We start from the raw sequence: 16,982 nt of genomic DNA, 5'->3' as shown, positions 1-16,982 counted from the left end.
AGATGAAAGCAACCGTACTGCAAAAAATTGTTGATGATAAGCTAATCTATCTGGAAGAGCGTAAACAACAACAACCTTTAGACAGCTTTATTGATAAAGTGCTCCCATCGAGCCGTCGTTTTTATGAAGCACTGTCCGCAAAACGCCCTGTATTTATACTGGAATGCAAAAAAGCATCACCATCAAAAGGGCTAATTAGGGAAGATTTTGATCCTGCCGTCATAGCGAACATTTATGCACCCTATGCGTCAGCTATTTCCGTCTTAACCGATGAAAAGTATTTTCAAGGGAATATGGCGTATTTGACCACTGTCAGTCGTACGGTTAAGCAACCCGTTTTGTGTAAAGACTTCATTGTTGACCCATACCAAATCTACCTTGCGAGATATTATCAAGGCGATGCTATTTTACTGATGCTCTCTGTCGTGAGTGATGAGCAGTACATTGCACTTGCAGAAGTCGCACACCAACTGAATATGGGTGTACTGACTGAGGTGAGTAACGAAGAAGAGTTAGAGCGCGCCATAAAACTAAAAGCGCGTGTTGTTGGCATTAATAATCGTGACCTCCGCGATTTATCAATCGACCTCAATCGTACCCGCGAATTGGCACCGCGTCTGCCAGAAGGCACCATTATTATTAGTGAATCCGGCATTCACCGCCACCAGCACATTCAATCTTTGAGCCAGTTTGCCAACGGTTTTCTGATTGGTAGTGCTTTAATGGAGCAAGCCGATCTTAACAAAGGATTGCAAAAATTATTAATTGGGGAACATAAAGTTTGTGGCCTAACCCGAAGCCAAGATGCGCAAGCCGCCCTTGCTGCGGGAGCAACTTACGGCGGCTTAATTTTTGCTGAAAACTCCCCGCGAAAAGTGACCCTGTCACAAGCAAGGCAGATAATACATGCCGCTCCACTACAATATGTTGGTGTTTTCCGTGACCAATCTGCTGATTTTGTTGCCCATATGGTCGAACAGCTGGCTTTATCAGCAGTGCAGCTCCATGGTTATGAAGATGCCGATTATGTGAAAAATCTACGTAGCCATTTACCTGAGCATTGTGAAATCTGGAAAGCCGTCAATATGTCACAACCTGATTTCAGCCAGTTTGATGGGCAACCGATTGATTTGCTGCTACTTGATAATGGTCGTGGCGGCAGTGGTCAAACTTTCGATTGGAGCAAGATCCCAAATAGCAGCCAATTTCGCGTGATGGTTGCAGGAGGCTTAAATGCCGACAATTGCCGTCAGGCTGCGACACTATTATGCAATGGATTGGATTTTAACTCAGGCGTTGAAACTGAACCGGGCATCAAAAGCGAGAAAAAACTGAATCAAGTTTTCAGTTCATTAGCACTCTAATCATCAAGAAAAGTAGCGCAATAGTGACTAAGAACTGAAATTGAATATGAATAGCATGACATCAAGAGACGAATAATAATATGAGTAAATTAGACCCCTACTTTGGTGAATTCGGTGGACAATATGTTCCTGAGATTTTAATTCCAGCCCTTAACCAACTGGAAGATGCCTTTATTGAGGCTCAAAACGATCCGACATTTATTAAAGAATTTCATGATCTCCTTAAAAATTATGCCGGTCGCCCTACTGCATTAACACTCTGTAGGAATTTAACCGAAGGCACTAAAACGAAACTATATCTAAAACGTGAAGATCTACTTCATGGTGGCGCACATAAAACTAACCAAGTATTAGGCCAAGCATTATTAGCTAAGCGAATGGGTAAAACAGAAATTATTGCTGAAACGGGTGCAGGTCAACATGGCGTCGCAACCGCTCTAGCGTGTGCTTTGCTTAATATGAAGTGCCGTATTTATATGGGGGCAAAAGATGTTGAGCGCCAATCACCTAATGTTTTCCGTATGAAGCTAATGGGTGCGGAAGTGATCCCTGTACACAGTGGCTCAGCCACCTTAAAAGATGCTTGTAATGAAGCGCTTAGAGATTGGTCTGGCAGTTATGATAAGGCGCATTACTTGCTAGGAACAGCGGCAGGCCCACATCCATATCCAACCATTGTCCGTGATTTTCAGCGTATGATTGGCGATGAAGCAAAACAACAGGTACTCGAAAAAGAAGGAAGGCTGCCTGACGCCGTGATCGCTTGTATTGGTGGCGGCTCAAATGCAATTGGCCTCTTTGCATCATTTATTCCTGAAGAAAATGTGCGCCTTATCGGTGTGGAACCTGCGGGTTTGGGTATCGAAACAGGCCAACACGGTGCACCACTCAAGCATGGTCGCGTCGGCATCTACTTTGGTATGAAGTCACCGATGATGCAAACGGATGAAGGGCAAATTGAAGAGTCCTACTCTATTTCCGCTGGGCTTGATTTCCCATCTGTTGGACCACAGCATGCACATTTAAACAGTATTGGGCGAGCGGATTATGTTTCCATTACCGATGATGAAGCCTTAGCGGCCTTTAAATTGCTATCACGTAAGGAAGGTATCATCCCTGCATTAGAATCATCACATGCATTAGCGTATGCACTAAAACTCGCGGAAAAAGAGCCAAATAAAGAACAATTACTGATTGTGAACCTTTCTGGCCGTGGCGATAAAGATATTTTTACCGTACATGATATTTTAAAAAGTAAGGGAGAAATCTAATGGAACGTTATACTCAACTTTTTGAACGTTTAAACCGCGTTAACCAAGGTGCTTTCGTTCCGTTCGTAACATTAGGCGATCCTGACGCTGAGCTATCCTTAAAAATTGTAGATGCCCTAATTGCTGGTGGCGCTGATGCATTAGAAATTGGTATTCCTTTCTCCGATCCTCTCGCTGATGGTCCTACTATCCAAAATGCGAATTTAAGGGCGTTTAAAAGTGATATTACCCCAACATTGTGCTTTGAACTTTTGGCTCGGATAAGGCAGAAACACCCTGATATGCCCATTGGCTTACTTGTCTATGCCAATTTGGTCTTTAGTAATGGCATCGATAACTTTTATTCACGTTGTCAACAAGCTGGTGTCGATTCAGTATTGGTCGCAGATGTTCCTATGCGTGAGTCAAAGCCCTTTCGCGAGTCTGCCTTAGCACATGGTATTGCGCCTATTTTTATTTGCCCGCCAAATGCTGATGAGCCATTACTCAAGCAAATTGGTGAATATAGCCAGGGCTATACTTACTTATTATCAAGAGCAGGAGTGACAGGAACAGAAAAACGTGCTGAGACACCATTGACTAACTTAATTAGTCGGTTAAATGAGTATCAGGCAGCACCACCACTACAAGGATTTGGTATTTCTGAACCATCTCAAGTTAGCGAGGCAATCGCTAATGGCGCAGCTGGTGCCATTTCAGGCTCTGCCGTAGTTAAAATTATCGAAAATAATCTTCATCGCCCTGATATTATGCTGGCAGAACTTACCCAGTTCGTGGCAAAAATGAAGGCAGCAACACAAAAATAACGATCCCCCCACCCTCGATAAACGCCATATCCTGTATGGCGTTTTTTATTTACGATTTTAATTTGCCATTACGGACGTCTATAAGTTGAATTTTTTCCACTTTCTACTGATACTAAAATTATCAGCGAGAAACTAATTGTAATCATTGTTTATTATGCTGATAAGATCTTGTTGGATGACTTAACCATCACGTATTTTGGCGTTTGACACCTTAGGAGATAAAGGATGAAACTATTCAAATCTGTTAGTGCATTACTTGTCGCTTTCTTTATGGCTTTCACGCTAGCTGCTTGTGCACCAACCGATAAATCTGAAGGCACTGGTGGCTACATTGATGATACTGTCATTACGACTAAAGTAAAATCTGCCCTACTGGCTGAGAAAAACCTAAAATCAACTCAGATTAGTGTTGAAACCTTTAAAGGACGCGTGCAATTAAGTGGCTTTGTCGATTCTAAAGCAGATGCAAATAAAGCCATAGAGGTCACTAAAAAAGTAAAAGGCGTCCAATCTGTCATTGACTCAATGAAAATCCGCTAATACATCATCAATCAACCATTATAAATATCAGCTCAAATTGGGCTGATATTTATATCAGAAATATGTCTTACATATTTCCTAAAAATAATAATTACGTTACTTTAATACATTAACAATTGTTGGTATTTTGTTATTTTATCGTTATAAAAAATAGAGGTTATTATTTTCTATGAAATCGTATAATAGATAAATTACATTTTTAGTTAAAAAAATATTCCTAATTTGTATCCAAAAAAAATCCGAGAATAAATATTCTCGGATTTACTACTACATTCCATTTCAAGTTAGGCATCTGCCTATTATGCATCCTGCAAATTCGATTAGAAGCGGTAACCTACGCCAAACATAAATACGAATGGGTCAAGGCGAGTATCAACTTTTTGTTGAGCGCCGTTAAATTTAAATTTAACATCCGTATCAATATCCATCCACCAAAGAGAGGCGTTTAACATCCAATTTTCAGTCAGCATGTAGTCCATACCGGCTTGCGCTGCAAAGCCCCAAGAGCTAGACAGGTCAAGGTCACTCAAGCCCAGCTGTTTTGCCCCTGAATTAAATTTCTCATCAAAGAAGAAAGTATAGTTAATACCTGCACCTAAGTAAGGGCGTAATTTATCTTCTTTACTACCAAAATAATATTGTGCCATCAAAGTAGGTGGTAAATGATGAACTGTCGCAATATTGCCTAATTCACCTAAACTAACTTTATGCTCGAATGGCGTTGCAGCTAATAATTCCACACCGATATTATCGGTAACCATGTAGCTGAATGTCAGCCCTAATTGAGTATTATTATTTGCATTAAAATGACCTAGGCCACCTAATACATCATCAGAGCCTGCATTCGGACGGACAGTTGCAGTACCTGCACGGAAAATAAAATCGCCAGCTTCATGAGCAAATGAAGCAGCTGGTGCAAGCGTTGCGGCAGCTAAGACAAGCGCAGTGAGTTTTTTCATTATTAATCCCATTCCTGTGTTTATTATTTTGGTTTAAATATACCGTTTAATTTTATTTAATGTTCAAATCAAGATCACATCTTTTAATAAAGATAACCTAATCTGACTAAGTTGAATTTATTATTCCATTTATAATTTTTTTGATTTTGATGTAAATCAATTTTTGTTATATATACTTTAAAATAAGAATTGATTACCTCACTTTTAAATTTAATACACCACTTAAAGTTGCATTTAAAATATCCCTTAATAAAGATAGTAAAAATAAATGAAATCGCCTTTGCTAATCAGCCTTCACGCTGACTGCTCCTTTTTTGCTCACCCCCAGTCTTTTCTGATCTTTCTCTACCTATGCGATAGATACTCAGTTACAATCAGCTAAAATTTTATCCCGTTTGTAGATAGGAGCAGTTACATGTCCATTTCGGCCAACTCACTCATCAATGATAGTGTGAATTTTTTCAAAAATCAGTTAGGTGGCCTATTCACAATAGCGCTGTTAGCAGCTGTTGTGAGCGTTATTATTTACGCTATATTGATACCCGATCCACAACTCTTTGTGACTTATCTTGAATCTCTTAAAAAACTCACTGAAGTAGGGAGTCAGGGCGCCCAATACTGGTTGGAAAATATGACAGATCAAGAAAAAAATGCGATCATCCATGTTTTCTTTGGTACACTCCTCCCCACTATCTTAGGTAGCACCATATTAATTTGTGGGGTTTTATCCTATATCAACCGTCTTTCACGTGGTGAAGATATTACTGCTATGCAAGCCCTATCCTCATCATTGCCAAAAATCCCTTCTATTTTTTTACTCGTCCTCATTTGCTCTTTGCTTGTGCAGATAGGGATTAACTTGTTTATCGTTCCTGGGGTTCTTCTTGCAATTGGCTTTTCCTTAGCCCCTGCCGTGCTAATCAGCGAAAATGTGAGTCCATTTAGCGCAATAGGTAAAAGCTGGAAAATAGCCTATGCAAATTGGCGTATCATCTTACCTATGATTATGATTTGGCTAGCATCACAAATGCTGATCGCTTTACTTTTTAATATGTTTGAACTGAATTATATCGTATCTAACGGGATTTCATTTTTTGTCAATAACCTGATTGCAGCCTTTGTCCTGCTTTATTTTTTCCGCCTATATATGCTGGTGAATCTCAAATAGTGTTGTTCACTGGCACCATAAAAAAACTGCACCTAGTTATTATTAGGTGCAGTTTTTCATTTTAAATCGAAACTAGAGCGTAACTTGTTCTTCCATCTCTTTTATCTGTTTTTGTTGCTTACTTTGGATCAAACGGATAGCAAAATAGATATCAGGTACGACTAACAGATCATCATCTGAGCGACTAATTTTATTTTTCTCTAGCCAACTGTTGATTGATGTTCTTCTCCCCGCGAGTACTAACGTCACTCCTTTTGCCTTTAATCCAGTCACGATATCGTTCAAGGCCGAAAAAACACTCACATCATTATGAGTGAAACTAACAGCAGCATCGACAATCACCCATGCAGGACGTTTAGGCTGGTTATCCAAATGCTTATTTAAACGCTCTTTAAAATAGTTAACGTTAAAATAGGTCAATGGAGAGTTAAACCGGTAGATAAGCACGTCTTCAACAGGTTGAACGCCATTATCTTTAGAAATCGAATGCAACATTCCTTGGTCATCGACCCCTAACAATTGGTCTGTTGGGCGAAAAATAACTCTGATAAATTGTAATAACCCCAGTAAAACTGCCAATCCCACGCCGTTAATCAACCCTGCCACCAGCACTGCACCTAACGTAAAAATGCTCAGTGTAAAGGCTTGCTTATTACGTTTACGCATCGATAAAATATTACGAAAACTAAGTAGTGACCATGTCGATACAACCAGTACCATTCCCAACGCTGGCATTGGGATGTACTCTAATAGATCAACCGAAAATAAAAGTACGATTAAAATAGCTAACGCCGCAACAATAGAGACGAGTTGGGTTTTACCCCCCATCATATCATTAACGGCAGTACGGCTGCTGGCGGCACTTACAGCAAATCCTTGTGACAACGCTGAGGCGAGATTTGCCATTCCCAATGCTCGTAACTCTTGATCGGCATCGACAGAATAGCCATTTTTACTTGCAAAACTTCTTGCCGTCATCATAAAACTAACAAAGCTAATAACGGCTAAGTTAAGTGACGGAGTGATCAGGTCACGCATTAAACCAGGATCAAACTGCGGCATTGGAATAAAAGGTAACCCCTCACCTAAATCCCCTACAATACTGATACCATATTTTTCAATATTAAACACATAACTGACCAAGGTTGCCAAAACCATTGCAATTAATAGTGATGGCCACAGATTACGTACTTTTTTGATCACAATGATAACCGCGAGCGTCGCAACTGACATCAGTAACGTAGGAATATGACTATCTAATAGCGCGGTAGGAAACGCCACCAAACGTTCAATAAAACCGCTCGGTAACTGAGTAATACCAAATACTTTCCCTATCTGGCTGACAATAATAGTTAATGCGACTCCATTTAATAACCCTTGCAAAATAGGTCGTGATAAAAAATCAGCAAAAGTCCCTAACCTAAATCGTGCGGCAATTAAACACCAAATCCCTGTCATCAAACTCATGACAATTATCAATTGCCATCGCGTCGCATCATCCCCCATAGCTAAAGGACTGACCGCCGCAGCGATTACCGCACAAGTCGCCGCATCGGGACCAATAATTAACTGTTTAGATGTGCCAAATAATGCGTAGATAATCATTGGAAAAACACAGGCATATAACCCTATAATCGCGTTTATTCCCATGAGTTCGGCGTACGCAATTGCAACAGGCAAAGCGACTGCAGCAACCGATAACCCCGCTTTTATATCAGGACCAAAATCAGCAAAACGATAATTAAATAACGTTTCTAAGCCGGGCATCCAGACAAACAGTCTCGCCTTTATCATTGTCGGAAAACTCTCTAAAAATTAATGAGTTAAATTATTATAAATACTATATATATCCGATATATTAAAGATTATCTATCACTTATCTCAAATAAAAGTAAAATAGTGCAAATATGATTGGTAACAAAGCATGTTTATTGGTAAAAAGAAGCAAATTTTTAACAATTAGCGCAAAAATCAGTTAAACTACCCCATTATTTTTTATGCAAGGCCTCGGTAACCACGGTTATGAAACAACTTATTGATTTTATCCCTCTGGTGATATTTTTTATTGTCTATAAAATTTATGGTATCTATTATGCCAGTGGTGCTCTATTAGTAGCGACGCCTCTTGCGTTACTCGCAACTTATTTAATTTATAAGCACGTCGAAAAAGTGGCCAAAATCACCTGTCTGATTGTGATGATTTTTGCTTCTCTCACTCTTATTTTCCACACGGATTCTTTTATAAAGTGGAAGGTGACCATTATCTATGCACTGTTTGCACTGGCATTATTGATTAGCCAATGGTTTACTGAAAAACCATTAATTCAACGTATGTTAGGCAATAATCAAGAAATTAGGCTGCCAGACAACATTTGGGTCAAGTTAAATAGTGCATGGGTGATTTTCTTTATTGCATGTGCTGCGCTGAATGTTTATATCGCATTTTGGTTGCCTTTAGATGTTTGGATGAATTTTAAGGTATTCGGTTTAACCGCTGGCACTCTGATTTTTACTGTGCTCAGTGTGATTTATATTTATAAAAATATGTCCAAAGAGCCTAGAGAGCAGCCAACAGAACAATCTAAAGAAGAAAAATAAACGTATTCAATAAAAAAACCTGCAAAAGCAGGTTTTTTTGTCTTTAACGTCCTTTACCTAATGCTTGTTCGATTTTCTTATCTGTATTGTATTGCGATAATGCATACACTGACCAAATCGCTGCTGGAAGCCAACCGATTAAAGTAATTTGTAAGATCAGACAAATAATACCTGCAAATGGGCGACCAATAGTAAAAAATTGCAGCCACGGTAGCAAAATTGCCAATATTAATCTCATGTCACCTCTCCACTACAGACTTAAAAACCTAAGATATCGCCATTGTAGACAGTCAACTTTCAATATGAAATATAAAAAACACTTCTTGCAGTTTCTTTGCATTTTTTTAGTCTATTACATTGATTATGTTTATGGTTTACCCTGCATAATAAACAATTAAAGCTCCCCTTTGCTGTTTTTGGCAGCAATGAAGTCATCGAAACATGATTCATCGTGACGAATACTCTGAATCTAGTTTATGATAAAAAATGAATTTGAATCGTTTTATATTTTGATAAAGAGTTTGATATGCAATTACCAAACGGGGAATTAGTTCTACGTACTTTAGCTATGCCTGCCGATACAAATGCAAATGGGGATATTTTTGGCGGCTGGCTAATGTCTCAAATGGATATAGGTGGCGCGATATTAGCCAAAGAGATCGCGCTGGGTCGTGTGGTTACTGTGGCGGTGAATGGTATTAAATTTCAAAAGCCCGTCGCCGTAGGTGATGTGGTATGTTGTTACGCTCGTTGCTTAAAAACGGGCAAAAGCTCCATTACCATTAATATTGAAGTATGGGTTAAAAAAGTGGCAACGGAGCCTGTAGGCCATCGTTATCGTGCAACCGATGCCGTTTTTACCTATGTTGCCGTTAATGATGATAATACACCTCGTGAACTGCCAAAAGAGAAACAGCATTTTCAGTTAGAAAGCACTGAATAGCGCCTGCATATCTATCGCCCTTAACGATAAAACCCCCACAACACTCTCTGTTATGGGGGTTTTATTTAGAGTCTATTTTGATTATTGCTTTAAACTTGGCTCACCGTACCATCAATTTTAAAGTAGATTTCTGTGACATAACCTTTTGCTGGAAGTTTTTCAAAAACCCAACGGTTCATCGCGCGTTTTACATCACGTTCAAATAAACCTTTAGGTGAAGATTCTACAAATTCAATATTCGTAACGCGGCCATCTTCAGTGATGTCATAACGTACTTTAACATAGCCATCTTTACCTAAGCGACGAGCGCGGTCTGGGTATGCAGGTGCCTGCTTGCGTAGCGCTTTAGGGCCACGACGCTCTGACGATTGAGCACTGTTCGTTGCCCCTTTGTTATTCGCCATGACGTTGGTATTCGATTTAGGTGCCCCTGCGTTAAGATTAGATAACGGTTTCAGATCATTTTTCGCTAACTGTTTCTCAACAGGTTTAACATCCTTTTTGATTTCACGCTTTTCTTCTTTCTTAGGTTTTGGTTTTTTCTTAACTTCAGGTTTCTTTTCTAGCGCGATCGCAGGTTTTACAACAGGCTCAGGCTCAACAATCGGCTCGGGTTCAGGTTCTGGCTCGGGTTCCGGTTCGGGTGCAGGTTGAGGTTCAGCGGCAGGCACCTCCGCTGGTTCATCTGATTCAAACGAGACCATGGCAACCGTTATTGGCTCCACCACAGGGGGCATTTTCGGTTGATTGAAAATCCATGCCATAGCAAGCCCTGCGTGAATAGACAATGAAATGATAATAATAAGAGGCCAACGGATCCAACGCATAAGAATTTTCTACCCTACGACTTTAAACCTTAAGAATATGACTGATAGTTTAAATGCAAATAGCAATCATATTCAATAAGGTTTGTCACTCAAAGCGAAAATTGTGAAACCGGACCTCAATCTTTTCACTCACTCCACTGGGTAAATAGCAAGGAGCGACGGCGTTTGTAGATATCAAATTTTCTTATCGCGTAAATAGTCATATTGCGCCTTGAGTGCCCTTCAAGCCAGCGACGACGGCGACGTAATGATTGTCTCAACATCCGCCAGCGACCAACTTCATGCCTACTACGTCTCATTTTTCTATCCTTTTATTACTGAGTTTAACTACATATGAAATTGGCAAAATATTATAGACCTTTGGTCACGCTAGCCAAGAAATACCTGTCATTTGATAAAAAAACCGTTCGAATAACGATGTTCATGATGCTAAAGGGGAACTTATAAATAGAATTAATTGTTTTTTCACCATTAATCTATAAGATTTAGCAAAGCTTTTACGATGAATGTTTGCTAAATTCTATCAGTGTTAGCATCAATTTTTATTTTTTATCAAATCTGTTTCATTTTTTGACTATTTTTACACTCTCCAATTTGTGAGGCATGTAATCGATTATGGCAACTGTGTATACGCTATTGAGCTGGTTATTATTTTTCGTCTATTGGCTAGTCATTGCAGCAATTACCGTTCGAATCCTTGTTAAACGACGCCCTGTCACTTCAGCGATGACCTGGTTACTGATCATCTACATTCTGCCATTGGTCGGTATCATTGCTTATATTGCCTTCGGTGAGTTGCATTTAGGTAAACGGCGGGTTGATAAAGCGCAACAGATGTGGCCCTCTGTGGCAACTTGGCTCGAGAATTTACGTCACTCTAAACACATTTTTGCCACTGAAAATAGTCCTGTTGCCGAGCCACTGTTTCAATTGTGTGAGAAACGGCAAGGTATTGCTGGCGTTAAAGGCAATCGAATTCAATTGATGACCACTTGTGAAGAGTCATTAAAATCGATTGTCAATGATATCAATAATGCACAGCACTCAATCGAGATGGTATTTTATATCTGGCAACCCGGGGGATTGGTAGATGGTGTCACTGAAGCCCTACTCAATGCCGCTAAGCGAGGTGTCAAATGCCGTATTATGGTTGACTCGGCGGGTAGCTGGCATTTCTTCCGTAGCGATTACCCCGATAAAATGCGTGCGGCAGGTATTGAGTTTATCGAATCCTTAAAAGTCAATTTAATGCGTTTTTTCTTACGCCGCATGGACTTGCGTCAGCACCGCAAAATTATCGTGATTGATAATTATATTTCATATACTGGAAGTATGAATATGGTTGACCCTCGCTACTTTAAACAGGATGCAGGGGTCGGTGAATGGGTGGATATCCTTGTGCGTATGGAAGGCCCTGTCAGCACGACATTAGGTATTGTCTACGCCTTTGACTGGGAAATGGAAACGGGGCAACGTATTTTGCCACCACCCCCAGACACGAATATTATGCCATTTGAGCAAGCTAACGGTCACACCACTCAAATGATTGCATCTGGGCCAGGGTTCCCTGATGAGTTGATCCAACAATCACTGATGACGGCTATTTTCTCTGCCCGCAAACAGCTTATCATGACGACCCCTTATTTCGTGCCGAGTGATGATCTATTGCACGCGATTTGTACTGCTGCCATGCGCGGAGTTGATGTGAGTATTGTTATGCCAAGGCAAAATGATTCATTTCTCGTGCGCTGGGCAAGCCGTTCGTTTTATACTGAACTACTTGAAGCTGGCGTGAAAATTTATCAATTTGAAGATGGCCTGCTACACACTAAGAGCGTTCTGGTCGATGGTGAACTAAGCCTCGTTGGTTCCGTTAACTTAGATATGCGAAGCTTATGGCTGAATTTTGAAATAACTGTTGTGATTGATGATAAAAACTTTGGTAGTGACCTTACTCTTGTTCAATATGATTATATCGCACGTTCCACATGCCTTGAGATAGAAGAGTGGGAGCAACGGCCTTTCTGGAACCGAGTTGTTGAACGTTTATGCTATTTCTTTAGCCCGTTATTGTAATTTTTTATTTTAGGAACTGTCATGACTAAGCCACAATCCATTAAACTTATTGATGAAGATGAAATCATTGAGATAGCCTATGACCTGTTCCTTGAGCAAGCAATGGATAATTTAGAGCCAGCCGATCAGGTTATTTTTGCATTGCAATTTGAAGAGTGTGGCGCGGCTGAAATTGCTCCTCTCAGCCAACATTGGCAGGATGTTATTCAGCCTGATTTTGATTTAGATACATTGAGTGAAGTGATTATTGGGTTGGCGCAATCCGATGACGATGAAATTGCTGACATTTTTGCCCGCATTTTAATTAGCCGCCATCCAGCCCAACCTTTTCACCATATTTTATGGAAGCGCTAGTTTCGTTAAACATGCCGCGATGAAGATATAGCAACCTGCTATTAAAAATAATCGTGAATTTAAATTCGCTAACCGCGCCCTAGCCTTTGAGTTAGGGCGCGATTTTTATGGTCAATATCAATAAATGGTCCCAAGAAAAATGCCAGTCAGCATCACTAACTGGCATTCTAACTAGGCATACAAATCCGTTATAGTGGATCGACTTTTAAACAAGATACCGCATGTTTAAAGCTCCCTTCTAATAAAGGTTTTGTTTTAGCGCAACCTTCATCAGCAAGTGGACAGCGAGTTCTAAATACACAACCTGAAGGCGGATTAATGGGTGACGGCAGTTCCCCTTCAAGTAATTCAATGGTTTTATTTTTTTCCTTGTCAGGATCAGGAACGGGTACCGCAGACATTAGTGCTTTGGTATAAGGATGAAGTGGATTGTTATACACTTCATCATAGGTGCCTAATTCAACGGCATTTCCCAAATACATCACTAATACACGGTCAGAGATATGTTTGACGACCGCGAGGTCATGGGCAATAAATATTAAGGATAGGCCCATTTCCCTTTGAAGCTCTTGTAATAAGTTAACGACTTGCGCTTGAATAGAGACATCAAGTGCAGAAACAGGCTCATCACAAATGACCAGTTTAGGCTCAAGGATCAATGCCCTTGCTATCCCAATACGCTGGCACTGCCCCCCTGAAAATTCATGGGGATAACGGTTAATCAGATTAGGTAATAACCCTACCCGCATCATCATTTTTCTGACCTTTTCGATCACTTCAGATTGCGGCATTTTTGGATTATACGTTTTCAGTGGCTCGGCAATAATGTCGCCTATCGTCATGCGAGGGTTCAGCGATGCCAAAGGATCTTGGAAAATCATTTGAATATCGCTACGTATATCCCGCCACTGTTTTTCATTTAATCCTAATAAATTATTCCCCAGCCAGCTCACAGAGCCGCCTGTCGATTTTACTAAGCCAATAATGGCACGTGCGAAAGTTGATTTCCCGCACCCTGACTCCCCAACAACACCTAATGTTTCGCCTTCATACAGACGTAACGTCACGCCATCAACAGCTTTTAAGCTTTTATCAGGCTGCCAGAACCACTGTTTTTTATCTCGAATAGAGAAATGCACTTTTAAATCATTGACCTCGAGCAAAACTGGCCTATTTTCATGTTGTGTCATACCAGCTCCTCCACCGGCTTAAAGCAAGCTCTTAATCGACCCGCTGAAAATGCATTCAGCTCAGGCTCTTGTTCAATACATTGTGCATTCGCATATTGGCAACGTGGCGAGAATGGGCAGCCTTTTGGTAAGCGCAATAAGTTAGGTGGGTTACCCGCTATGGTCGCTAGGCTTTCATCATCGCCATCCAAACGCGGCACTGCGGCAAGTAGCCCTAATGAATAAGGATGAGAGGGTTGATAGAAAATATCTCGGGCTGAGCCATACTCCATAGTGCGCCCCGCATACATCACTAACACTTTGTCACACACGCCAGCGACGACCCCTAAGTCATGGGTGATCAAGATAATAGCGGTATCAAACTCTTTTTTCAGTTCATTTAACAGAGTCATGATTTGTGCTTGAACCGTGACATCTAACGCGGTTGTTGGCTCATCGGCAATCAATAACTTAGGCTGACACAATAACGCCATCGCAATCATAACCCGTTGACGCATCCCCCCAGAAAACTCATGGGGATACATATTCATTCGTTTACGTGCTTCTGGCATTTTAACGGCATCCAACATGCGAACAGACTCCTCAAATGCCTCTTGCTTACTCATCCCTTTATGTAGCATTAACACTTCAGATAATTGTGTGCCAATCTTTAAATATGGATTGAGAGAGGTCATCGGGTCTTGGAAGATGATAGAGATTTCTTCCGCACGCATCTTATTTAACGCTTTTTCTTTTAAATTTAAAATTTCACGTCCGTTAAATATCGCTGAGCCACCTATTTTGCCGTTACGCGCTAACAGCCCCATTAATGCAAATGCTGTTTGTGATTTTCCTGAGCCTGACTCACCGACAATACCCAGTGTTTCGCCAGCACGTAGTTCAAAATTCAACTTGTTGACTGCGGTGACATCACCATCAGGAGTTGAAAAGGTCACATTGAGATCTTTTACACTCAAGAGAGGGTTAGATGATTGAATATTAGACATAATAGCTCCCTCTAACGGTCTTTCGGGTCGAGGGCATCACGTAAACCATCGCCGATAAAGTTAAAACAAAACAGAGTTACTACTAGAAAACCCGCGGGGATCAGTAATAGCCATGGCGTCACTTCCATTGAGTTTGCCCCATCACTCAATAACGCTCCCCAGCTACTAAGCGGCTCTTGTGTCCCTAACCCTAGAAAGCTTAAAAATGATTCAAATAGGATCATACTTGGCACCAGTAATGACGCATACACCACAACCACACCTAATACATTAGGAACGATATGGCGCAAAATAATATGGCGAGTACTCACCCCACAAACTAAAGCAGCCTCAATAAACTCTTTGCGTTTCAGTCCTAAAGTTTGCCCACGAACGATACGCGCCATATCCAGCCAAGAAACCATCCCTATCGCAACAAATATCAATAAGATATTTGTACCGAAGAGTGTTACCAACAAGATCACAAAAAACATAAATGGAAATGAGTTTAAGATCTCCAACAAACGCATCATGATGGAGTCCACTTTCCCGCCAACATAACCTGCAATAGAGCCATATAAGGTACCAACAACCACAGCAACCAATGCAGCAGCCACCCCTACCATCAGAGAAATTCGTCCACCAATCGCTACCCTCACCAAAAGATCACGGCCAGAGGCGTCGGTGCCAAAATAGTGACCACTTGCCAAATCAGGAGGCATCGACATCATTTCCCAATCAGTATCATCATATAAAAAGGGAGATAACATGGGGGCAAAGATGACAAATAAGGTGATCAAAAATAGGATAAAGAGGCTAAAAATTGCCGCTCGGTTATGCATAAACCGACGTCGTGCATCCTGCCATAAACTGCGCCCTTCAATATCTAATTGCTCAGAAAGCTTTTCCAGAGCTTCACTATTTTTTTGATTTAATAACATAGCGTTCTCTCCGGACTAATAGCGAATTTTCGGGTCGATAACGGCATACAGCACATCGACAATAGCGTTAAAGGTAATCGTTAATACGCCAACTAAGATTGTTAGGCTAAGCACCAAAGAGTAATCACGGTTCAACGCGCCATTAACAAACAATTGCCCTATACCTGGTAAACCAAAGATAGTTTCAATAACCATCGAACCCGTAATAATCCCCACAAAAGCAGGCCCCATATAAGAAAGCACAGGGAGTAATGCTGGTTTTAAGGCATGTCGTAAAATGATCGTACGCAGTGGTAAGCCTTTTGCGCGTGCTGTACGAATAAAGTTGGAGTGCATGATTTCAATCATGGAGCCACGCGTAATACGCGAAATGCTTGCAATATAAGCTAGTGATAATGCCACCATCGGCAAAATCATATGTTTGAGGTTACCACCATCCCAGCCACCACCGGGGAGCCATTTCAAATGAATGGCGAATATCAGCACCAATAACGGTGCCACAACAAAGCTTGGGATGACAACCCCCGTCATGGCGAACCCCATGACTGTAAAATCCCATTTGCTATTTTGATTCAATGCGGCAATAACCCCCGCTGTCACACCAAAGAAGACGGCGACGATAAAAGCAGTTGCACCTAATTTCGCAGACACTGGGAAGGCTTTTGCCACTAAGTCGTTAACGCTGTAGTCTTTATATTTAAATGATGGACCAAAGTCACCTTTAGATAATTGAACTAAATAGCTGAAATACTGTTTATACATAGGGTCATTCAGATGGTATTTCGCTTCAATATTTGCCATAACTTCAGGTGGTAATTTACGTTCCCCCGTAAAAGGGCTGCCTGGTGCTAAACGCATCATAAAAAATGAAATTGTAATAAGAATAAAAAGTGTCGGGATCGCTTCAAGTAAACGCCGTAAAATAAATTTTAACATTGCCCTTTCCTACTTCCGTTGCTTAGTCGGACCAATAATCATAT

Annotated in this window: 18 protein-coding genes; 9 read left to right on the top strand and 9 right to left on the bottom strand. The window is 40.8% G+C overall.

All coding sequences use genetic code 11. The features are described from left to right. The first annotated feature begins 2 nt into the window (after nucleotides 1-2). The 4 genes from trpCF (at nucleotide 3) to I3B46_RS10480 (ending at nucleotide 3,981) form a co-directional block, all read left to right on the top strand. Complete coding sequence (gene trpCF / locus I3B46_RS10495; RefSeq protein ID WP_072502288.1) at nucleotides 3-1,364, top strand: bifunctional indole-3-glycerol-phosphate synthase TrpC/phosphoribosylanthranilate isomerase TrpF; 1,362 nt, start codon at nucleotides 3-5, stop codon at nucleotides 1,362-1,364. 80 nt (nucleotides 1,365-1,444) lie between these two features. Then, nucleotides 1,445-2,635 carry a tryptophan synthase subunit beta gene (trpB, locus tag I3B46_RS10490; protein WP_014656054.1) on the top strand — a complete coding sequence of 397 codons (1,191 nt, stop codon included), beginning with the start codon at nucleotides 1,445-1,447 and terminating at the stop codon, nucleotides 2,633-2,635. Continuing rightward, nucleotides 2,635-3,441, top strand: a complete 807-nt coding sequence (gene trpA, locus I3B46_RS10485) for a tryptophan synthase subunit alpha (protein WP_014656055.1) — start codon at nucleotides 2,635-2,637, stop codon at nucleotides 3,439-3,441. The genes trpB and trpA overlap by 1 nt, the downstream gene beginning before the upstream one ends. 225 nt (nucleotides 3,442-3,666) lie before the next feature. Beyond that, nucleotides 3,667-3,981, top strand: coding sequence for a BON domain-containing protein (locus I3B46_RS10480; RefSeq protein ID WP_004920212.1), 315 nt, complete (start codon nucleotides 3,667-3,669; stop codon nucleotides 3,979-3,981). 320 nt (nucleotides 3,982-4,301) lie between these two features. On the opposite strand, the gene ompW is transcribed toward I3B46_RS10480, so the two are convergent. Next, nucleotides 4,302-4,940: an outer membrane protein OmpW gene (ompW, locus tag I3B46_RS10475; RefSeq protein WP_014656056.1), complete on the bottom strand. Its 639-nt coding sequence runs from the start codon at nucleotides 4,938-4,940 to the stop codon at nucleotides 4,302-4,304. 415 nt (nucleotides 4,941-5,355) lie between these two features. Here ompW and I3B46_RS10470 point away from each other — a divergent pair, with 415 nt between their 5' ends. Then, entirely contained in the window at nucleotides 5,356-6,108 is a 753-nt protein-coding gene (locus I3B46_RS10470) for a YciC family protein (RefSeq protein ID WP_004920220.1), read from the top strand. 72 nt (nucleotides 6,109-6,180) lie between these two features. Here I3B46_RS10470 and I3B46_RS10465 read toward each other — a convergent pair whose 3' ends face one another. Further along, on the bottom strand, nucleotides 6,181-7,902 hold the full coding sequence (locus I3B46_RS10465) for a SulP family inorganic anion transporter (protein ID WP_040133199.1): 1,722 nt from the start codon (nucleotides 7,900-7,902) through the stop codon (nucleotides 6,181-6,183). 228 nt (nucleotides 7,903-8,130) lie between these two features. Here I3B46_RS10465 and I3B46_RS10460 point away from each other — a divergent pair, with 228 nt between their 5' ends. After that, nucleotides 8,131-8,706 (top strand): septation protein A, encoded by a 576-nt coding sequence (locus I3B46_RS10460; protein WP_004920227.1) that lies wholly within the window; start codon nucleotides 8,131-8,133, stop codon nucleotides 8,704-8,706. Between the two features lie 43 nt (nucleotides 8,707-8,749). On the opposite strand, the gene I3B46_RS10455 is transcribed toward I3B46_RS10460, so the two are convergent. Further along, nucleotides 8,750-8,944 carry a YqaE/Pmp3 family membrane protein gene (locus tag I3B46_RS10455; RefSeq protein ID WP_004920230.1) on the bottom strand — a complete coding sequence of 65 codons (195 nt, stop codon included), beginning with the start codon at nucleotides 8,942-8,944 and terminating at the stop codon, nucleotides 8,750-8,752. A gap of 288 nt (nucleotides 8,945-9,232) precedes the next feature. Between I3B46_RS10455 and yciA the strand changes: the two genes are divergently transcribed. Further along, a complete protein-coding gene (gene yciA / locus I3B46_RS10450; protein ID WP_004920237.1) occupies nucleotides 9,233-9,649 on the top strand; it encodes an acyl-CoA thioester hydrolase YciA in 417 nt (138 codons plus the stop codon). A gap of 89 nt (nucleotides 9,650-9,738) precedes the next feature. On the opposite strand, the gene I3B46_RS10445 is transcribed toward yciA, so the two are convergent. Together I3B46_RS10445 and I3B46_RS10440 are read right to left on the bottom strand one after the other, a co-directional pair. Further along, the gene (locus I3B46_RS10445) at nucleotides 9,739-10,476 is read right to left on the bottom strand and encodes a TonB family protein (protein ID WP_004920238.1); all 738 of its coding nucleotides are present in this window, start codon (nucleotides 10,474-10,476) and stop codon (nucleotides 9,739-9,741) included. Nucleotides 10,477-10,601: 125 nt separating this feature from the next. After that, the gene (locus I3B46_RS10440; RefSeq protein ID WP_004920240.1) at nucleotides 10,602-10,775 is read right to left on the bottom strand and encodes a YciY family protein; all 174 of its coding nucleotides are present in this window, start codon (nucleotides 10,773-10,775) and stop codon (nucleotides 10,602-10,604) included. Nucleotides 10,776-11,091: 316 nt separating this feature from the next. On the opposite strand from I3B46_RS10440, the gene cls reads away from it, so the two are divergent. Further along, on the top strand, nucleotides 11,092-12,552 hold the full coding sequence (cls, locus tag I3B46_RS10435; RefSeq protein ID WP_104873510.1) for a cardiolipin synthase: 1,461 nt from the start codon (nucleotides 11,092-11,094) through the stop codon (nucleotides 12,550-12,552). Nucleotides 12,553-12,573: 21 nt separating this feature from the next. Beyond that, the gene (locus I3B46_RS10430; protein ID WP_014656059.1) at nucleotides 12,574-12,906 is read left to right on the top strand and encodes an HI1450 family dsDNA-mimic protein; all 333 of its coding nucleotides are present in this window, start codon (nucleotides 12,574-12,576) and stop codon (nucleotides 12,904-12,906) included. 188 nt (nucleotides 12,907-13,094) lie between these two features. Here the strand turns inward: I3B46_RS10430 and oppF are convergent, their stop codons facing one another. The 4 genes from oppF to oppB are packed head-to-tail and all read right to left on the bottom strand — an operon-like array spanning nucleotide 13,095 to nucleotide 16,938. Then, nucleotides 13,095-14,096 (bottom strand): murein tripeptide/oligopeptide ABC transporter ATP binding protein OppF, encoded by a 1,002-nt coding sequence (gene oppF / locus I3B46_RS10425; protein ID WP_004920250.1) that lies wholly within the window; start codon nucleotides 14,094-14,096, stop codon nucleotides 13,095-13,097. Next, a complete protein-coding gene (locus I3B46_RS10420) occupies nucleotides 14,093-15,082 on the bottom strand; it encodes an ABC transporter ATP-binding protein (RefSeq protein WP_004920252.1) in 990 nt (329 codons plus the stop codon). The genes oppF and I3B46_RS10420 overlap by 4 nt, the downstream gene beginning before the upstream one ends. Before the next feature lie 11 nt (nucleotides 15,083-15,093). Further along, entirely contained in the window at nucleotides 15,094-16,002 is a 909-nt protein-coding gene (gene oppC, locus I3B46_RS10415) for an oligopeptide ABC transporter permease OppC (protein ID WP_014656062.1), read from the bottom strand. Between the two features lie 15 nt (nucleotides 16,003-16,017). After that, nucleotides 16,018-16,938 (bottom strand): oligopeptide ABC transporter permease OppB, encoded by a 921-nt coding sequence (gene oppB, locus I3B46_RS10410; protein ID WP_004920256.1) that lies wholly within the window; start codon nucleotides 16,936-16,938, stop codon nucleotides 16,018-16,020. Between the last annotated feature and the right edge of the window lie 44 nt (nucleotides 16,939-16,982).

The organism is Providencia sp. 2.29, assembly GCF_015832305.1.
GTDB classification, from domain to species: domain Bacteria; phylum Pseudomonadota; class Gammaproteobacteria; order Enterobacterales; family Enterobacteriaceae; genus Providencia; species Providencia stuartii.
This window is presented reverse-complemented; position numbering and strand designations above follow the sequence as displayed.

Coding starts and splice junctions, on each gene's coding strand:
- trpCF (WP_072502288.1), top strand. CDS start 3: ATGAAAGCAACCGTACTGCAAAAAATTGTTGATGATAAGCTAATCTAT.
- trpB (WP_014656054.1), top strand. CDS start 1,445: ATGAGTAAATTAGACCCCTACTTTGGTGAATTCGGTGGACAATATGTT.
- trpA (WP_014656055.1), top strand. CDS start 2,635: ATGGAACGTTATACTCAACTTTTTGAACGTTTAAACCGCGTTAACCAA.
- I3B46_RS10480 (WP_004920212.1), top strand. CDS start 3,667: ATGAAACTATTCAAATCTGTTAGTGCATTACTTGTCGCTTTCTTTATG.
- ompW (WP_014656056.1), bottom strand. CDS start 4,940: ATGAAAAAACTCACTGCGCTTGTCTTAGCTGCCGCAACGCTTGCACCA.
- I3B46_RS10470 (WP_004920220.1), top strand. CDS start 5,356: ATGTCCATTTCGGCCAACTCACTCATCAATGATAGTGTGAATTTTTTC.
- I3B46_RS10465 (WP_040133199.1), bottom strand. CDS start 7,902: ATGATAAAGGCGAGACTGTTTGTCTGGATGCCCGGCTTAGAAACGTTA.
- I3B46_RS10460 (WP_004920227.1), top strand. CDS start 8,131: ATGAAACAACTTATTGATTTTATCCCTCTGGTGATATTTTTTATTGTC.
- I3B46_RS10455 (WP_004920230.1), bottom strand. CDS start 8,944: ATGAGATTAATATTGGCAATTTTGCTACCGTGGCTGCAATTTTTTACT.
- yciA (WP_004920237.1), top strand. CDS start 9,233: ATGCAATTACCAAACGGGGAATTAGTTCTACGTACTTTAGCTATGCCT.
- I3B46_RS10445 (WP_004920238.1), bottom strand. CDS start 10,476: ATGCGTTGGATCCGTTGGCCTCTTATTATTATCATTTCATTGTCTATT.
- I3B46_RS10440 (WP_004920240.1), bottom strand. CDS start 10,775: ATGAGACGTAGTAGGCATGAAGTTGGTCGCTGGCGGATGTTGAGACAA.
- cls (WP_104873510.1), top strand. CDS start 11,092: ATGGCAACTGTGTATACGCTATTGAGCTGGTTATTATTTTTCGTCTAT.
- I3B46_RS10430 (WP_014656059.1), top strand. CDS start 12,574: ATGACTAAGCCACAATCCATTAAACTTATTGATGAAGATGAAATCATT.
- oppF (WP_004920250.1), bottom strand. CDS start 14,096: ATGACACAACATGAAAATAGGCCAGTTTTGCTCGAGGTCAATGATTTA.
- I3B46_RS10420 (WP_004920252.1), bottom strand. CDS start 15,082: ATGTCTAATATTCAATCATCTAACCCTCTCTTGAGTGTAAAAGATCTC.
- oppC (WP_014656062.1), bottom strand. CDS start 16,002: ATGTTATTAAATCAAAAAAATAGTGAAGCTCTGGAAAAGCTTTCTGAG.
- oppB (WP_004920256.1), bottom strand. CDS start 16,938: ATGTTAAAATTTATTTTACGGCGTTTACTTGAAGCGATCCCGACACTT.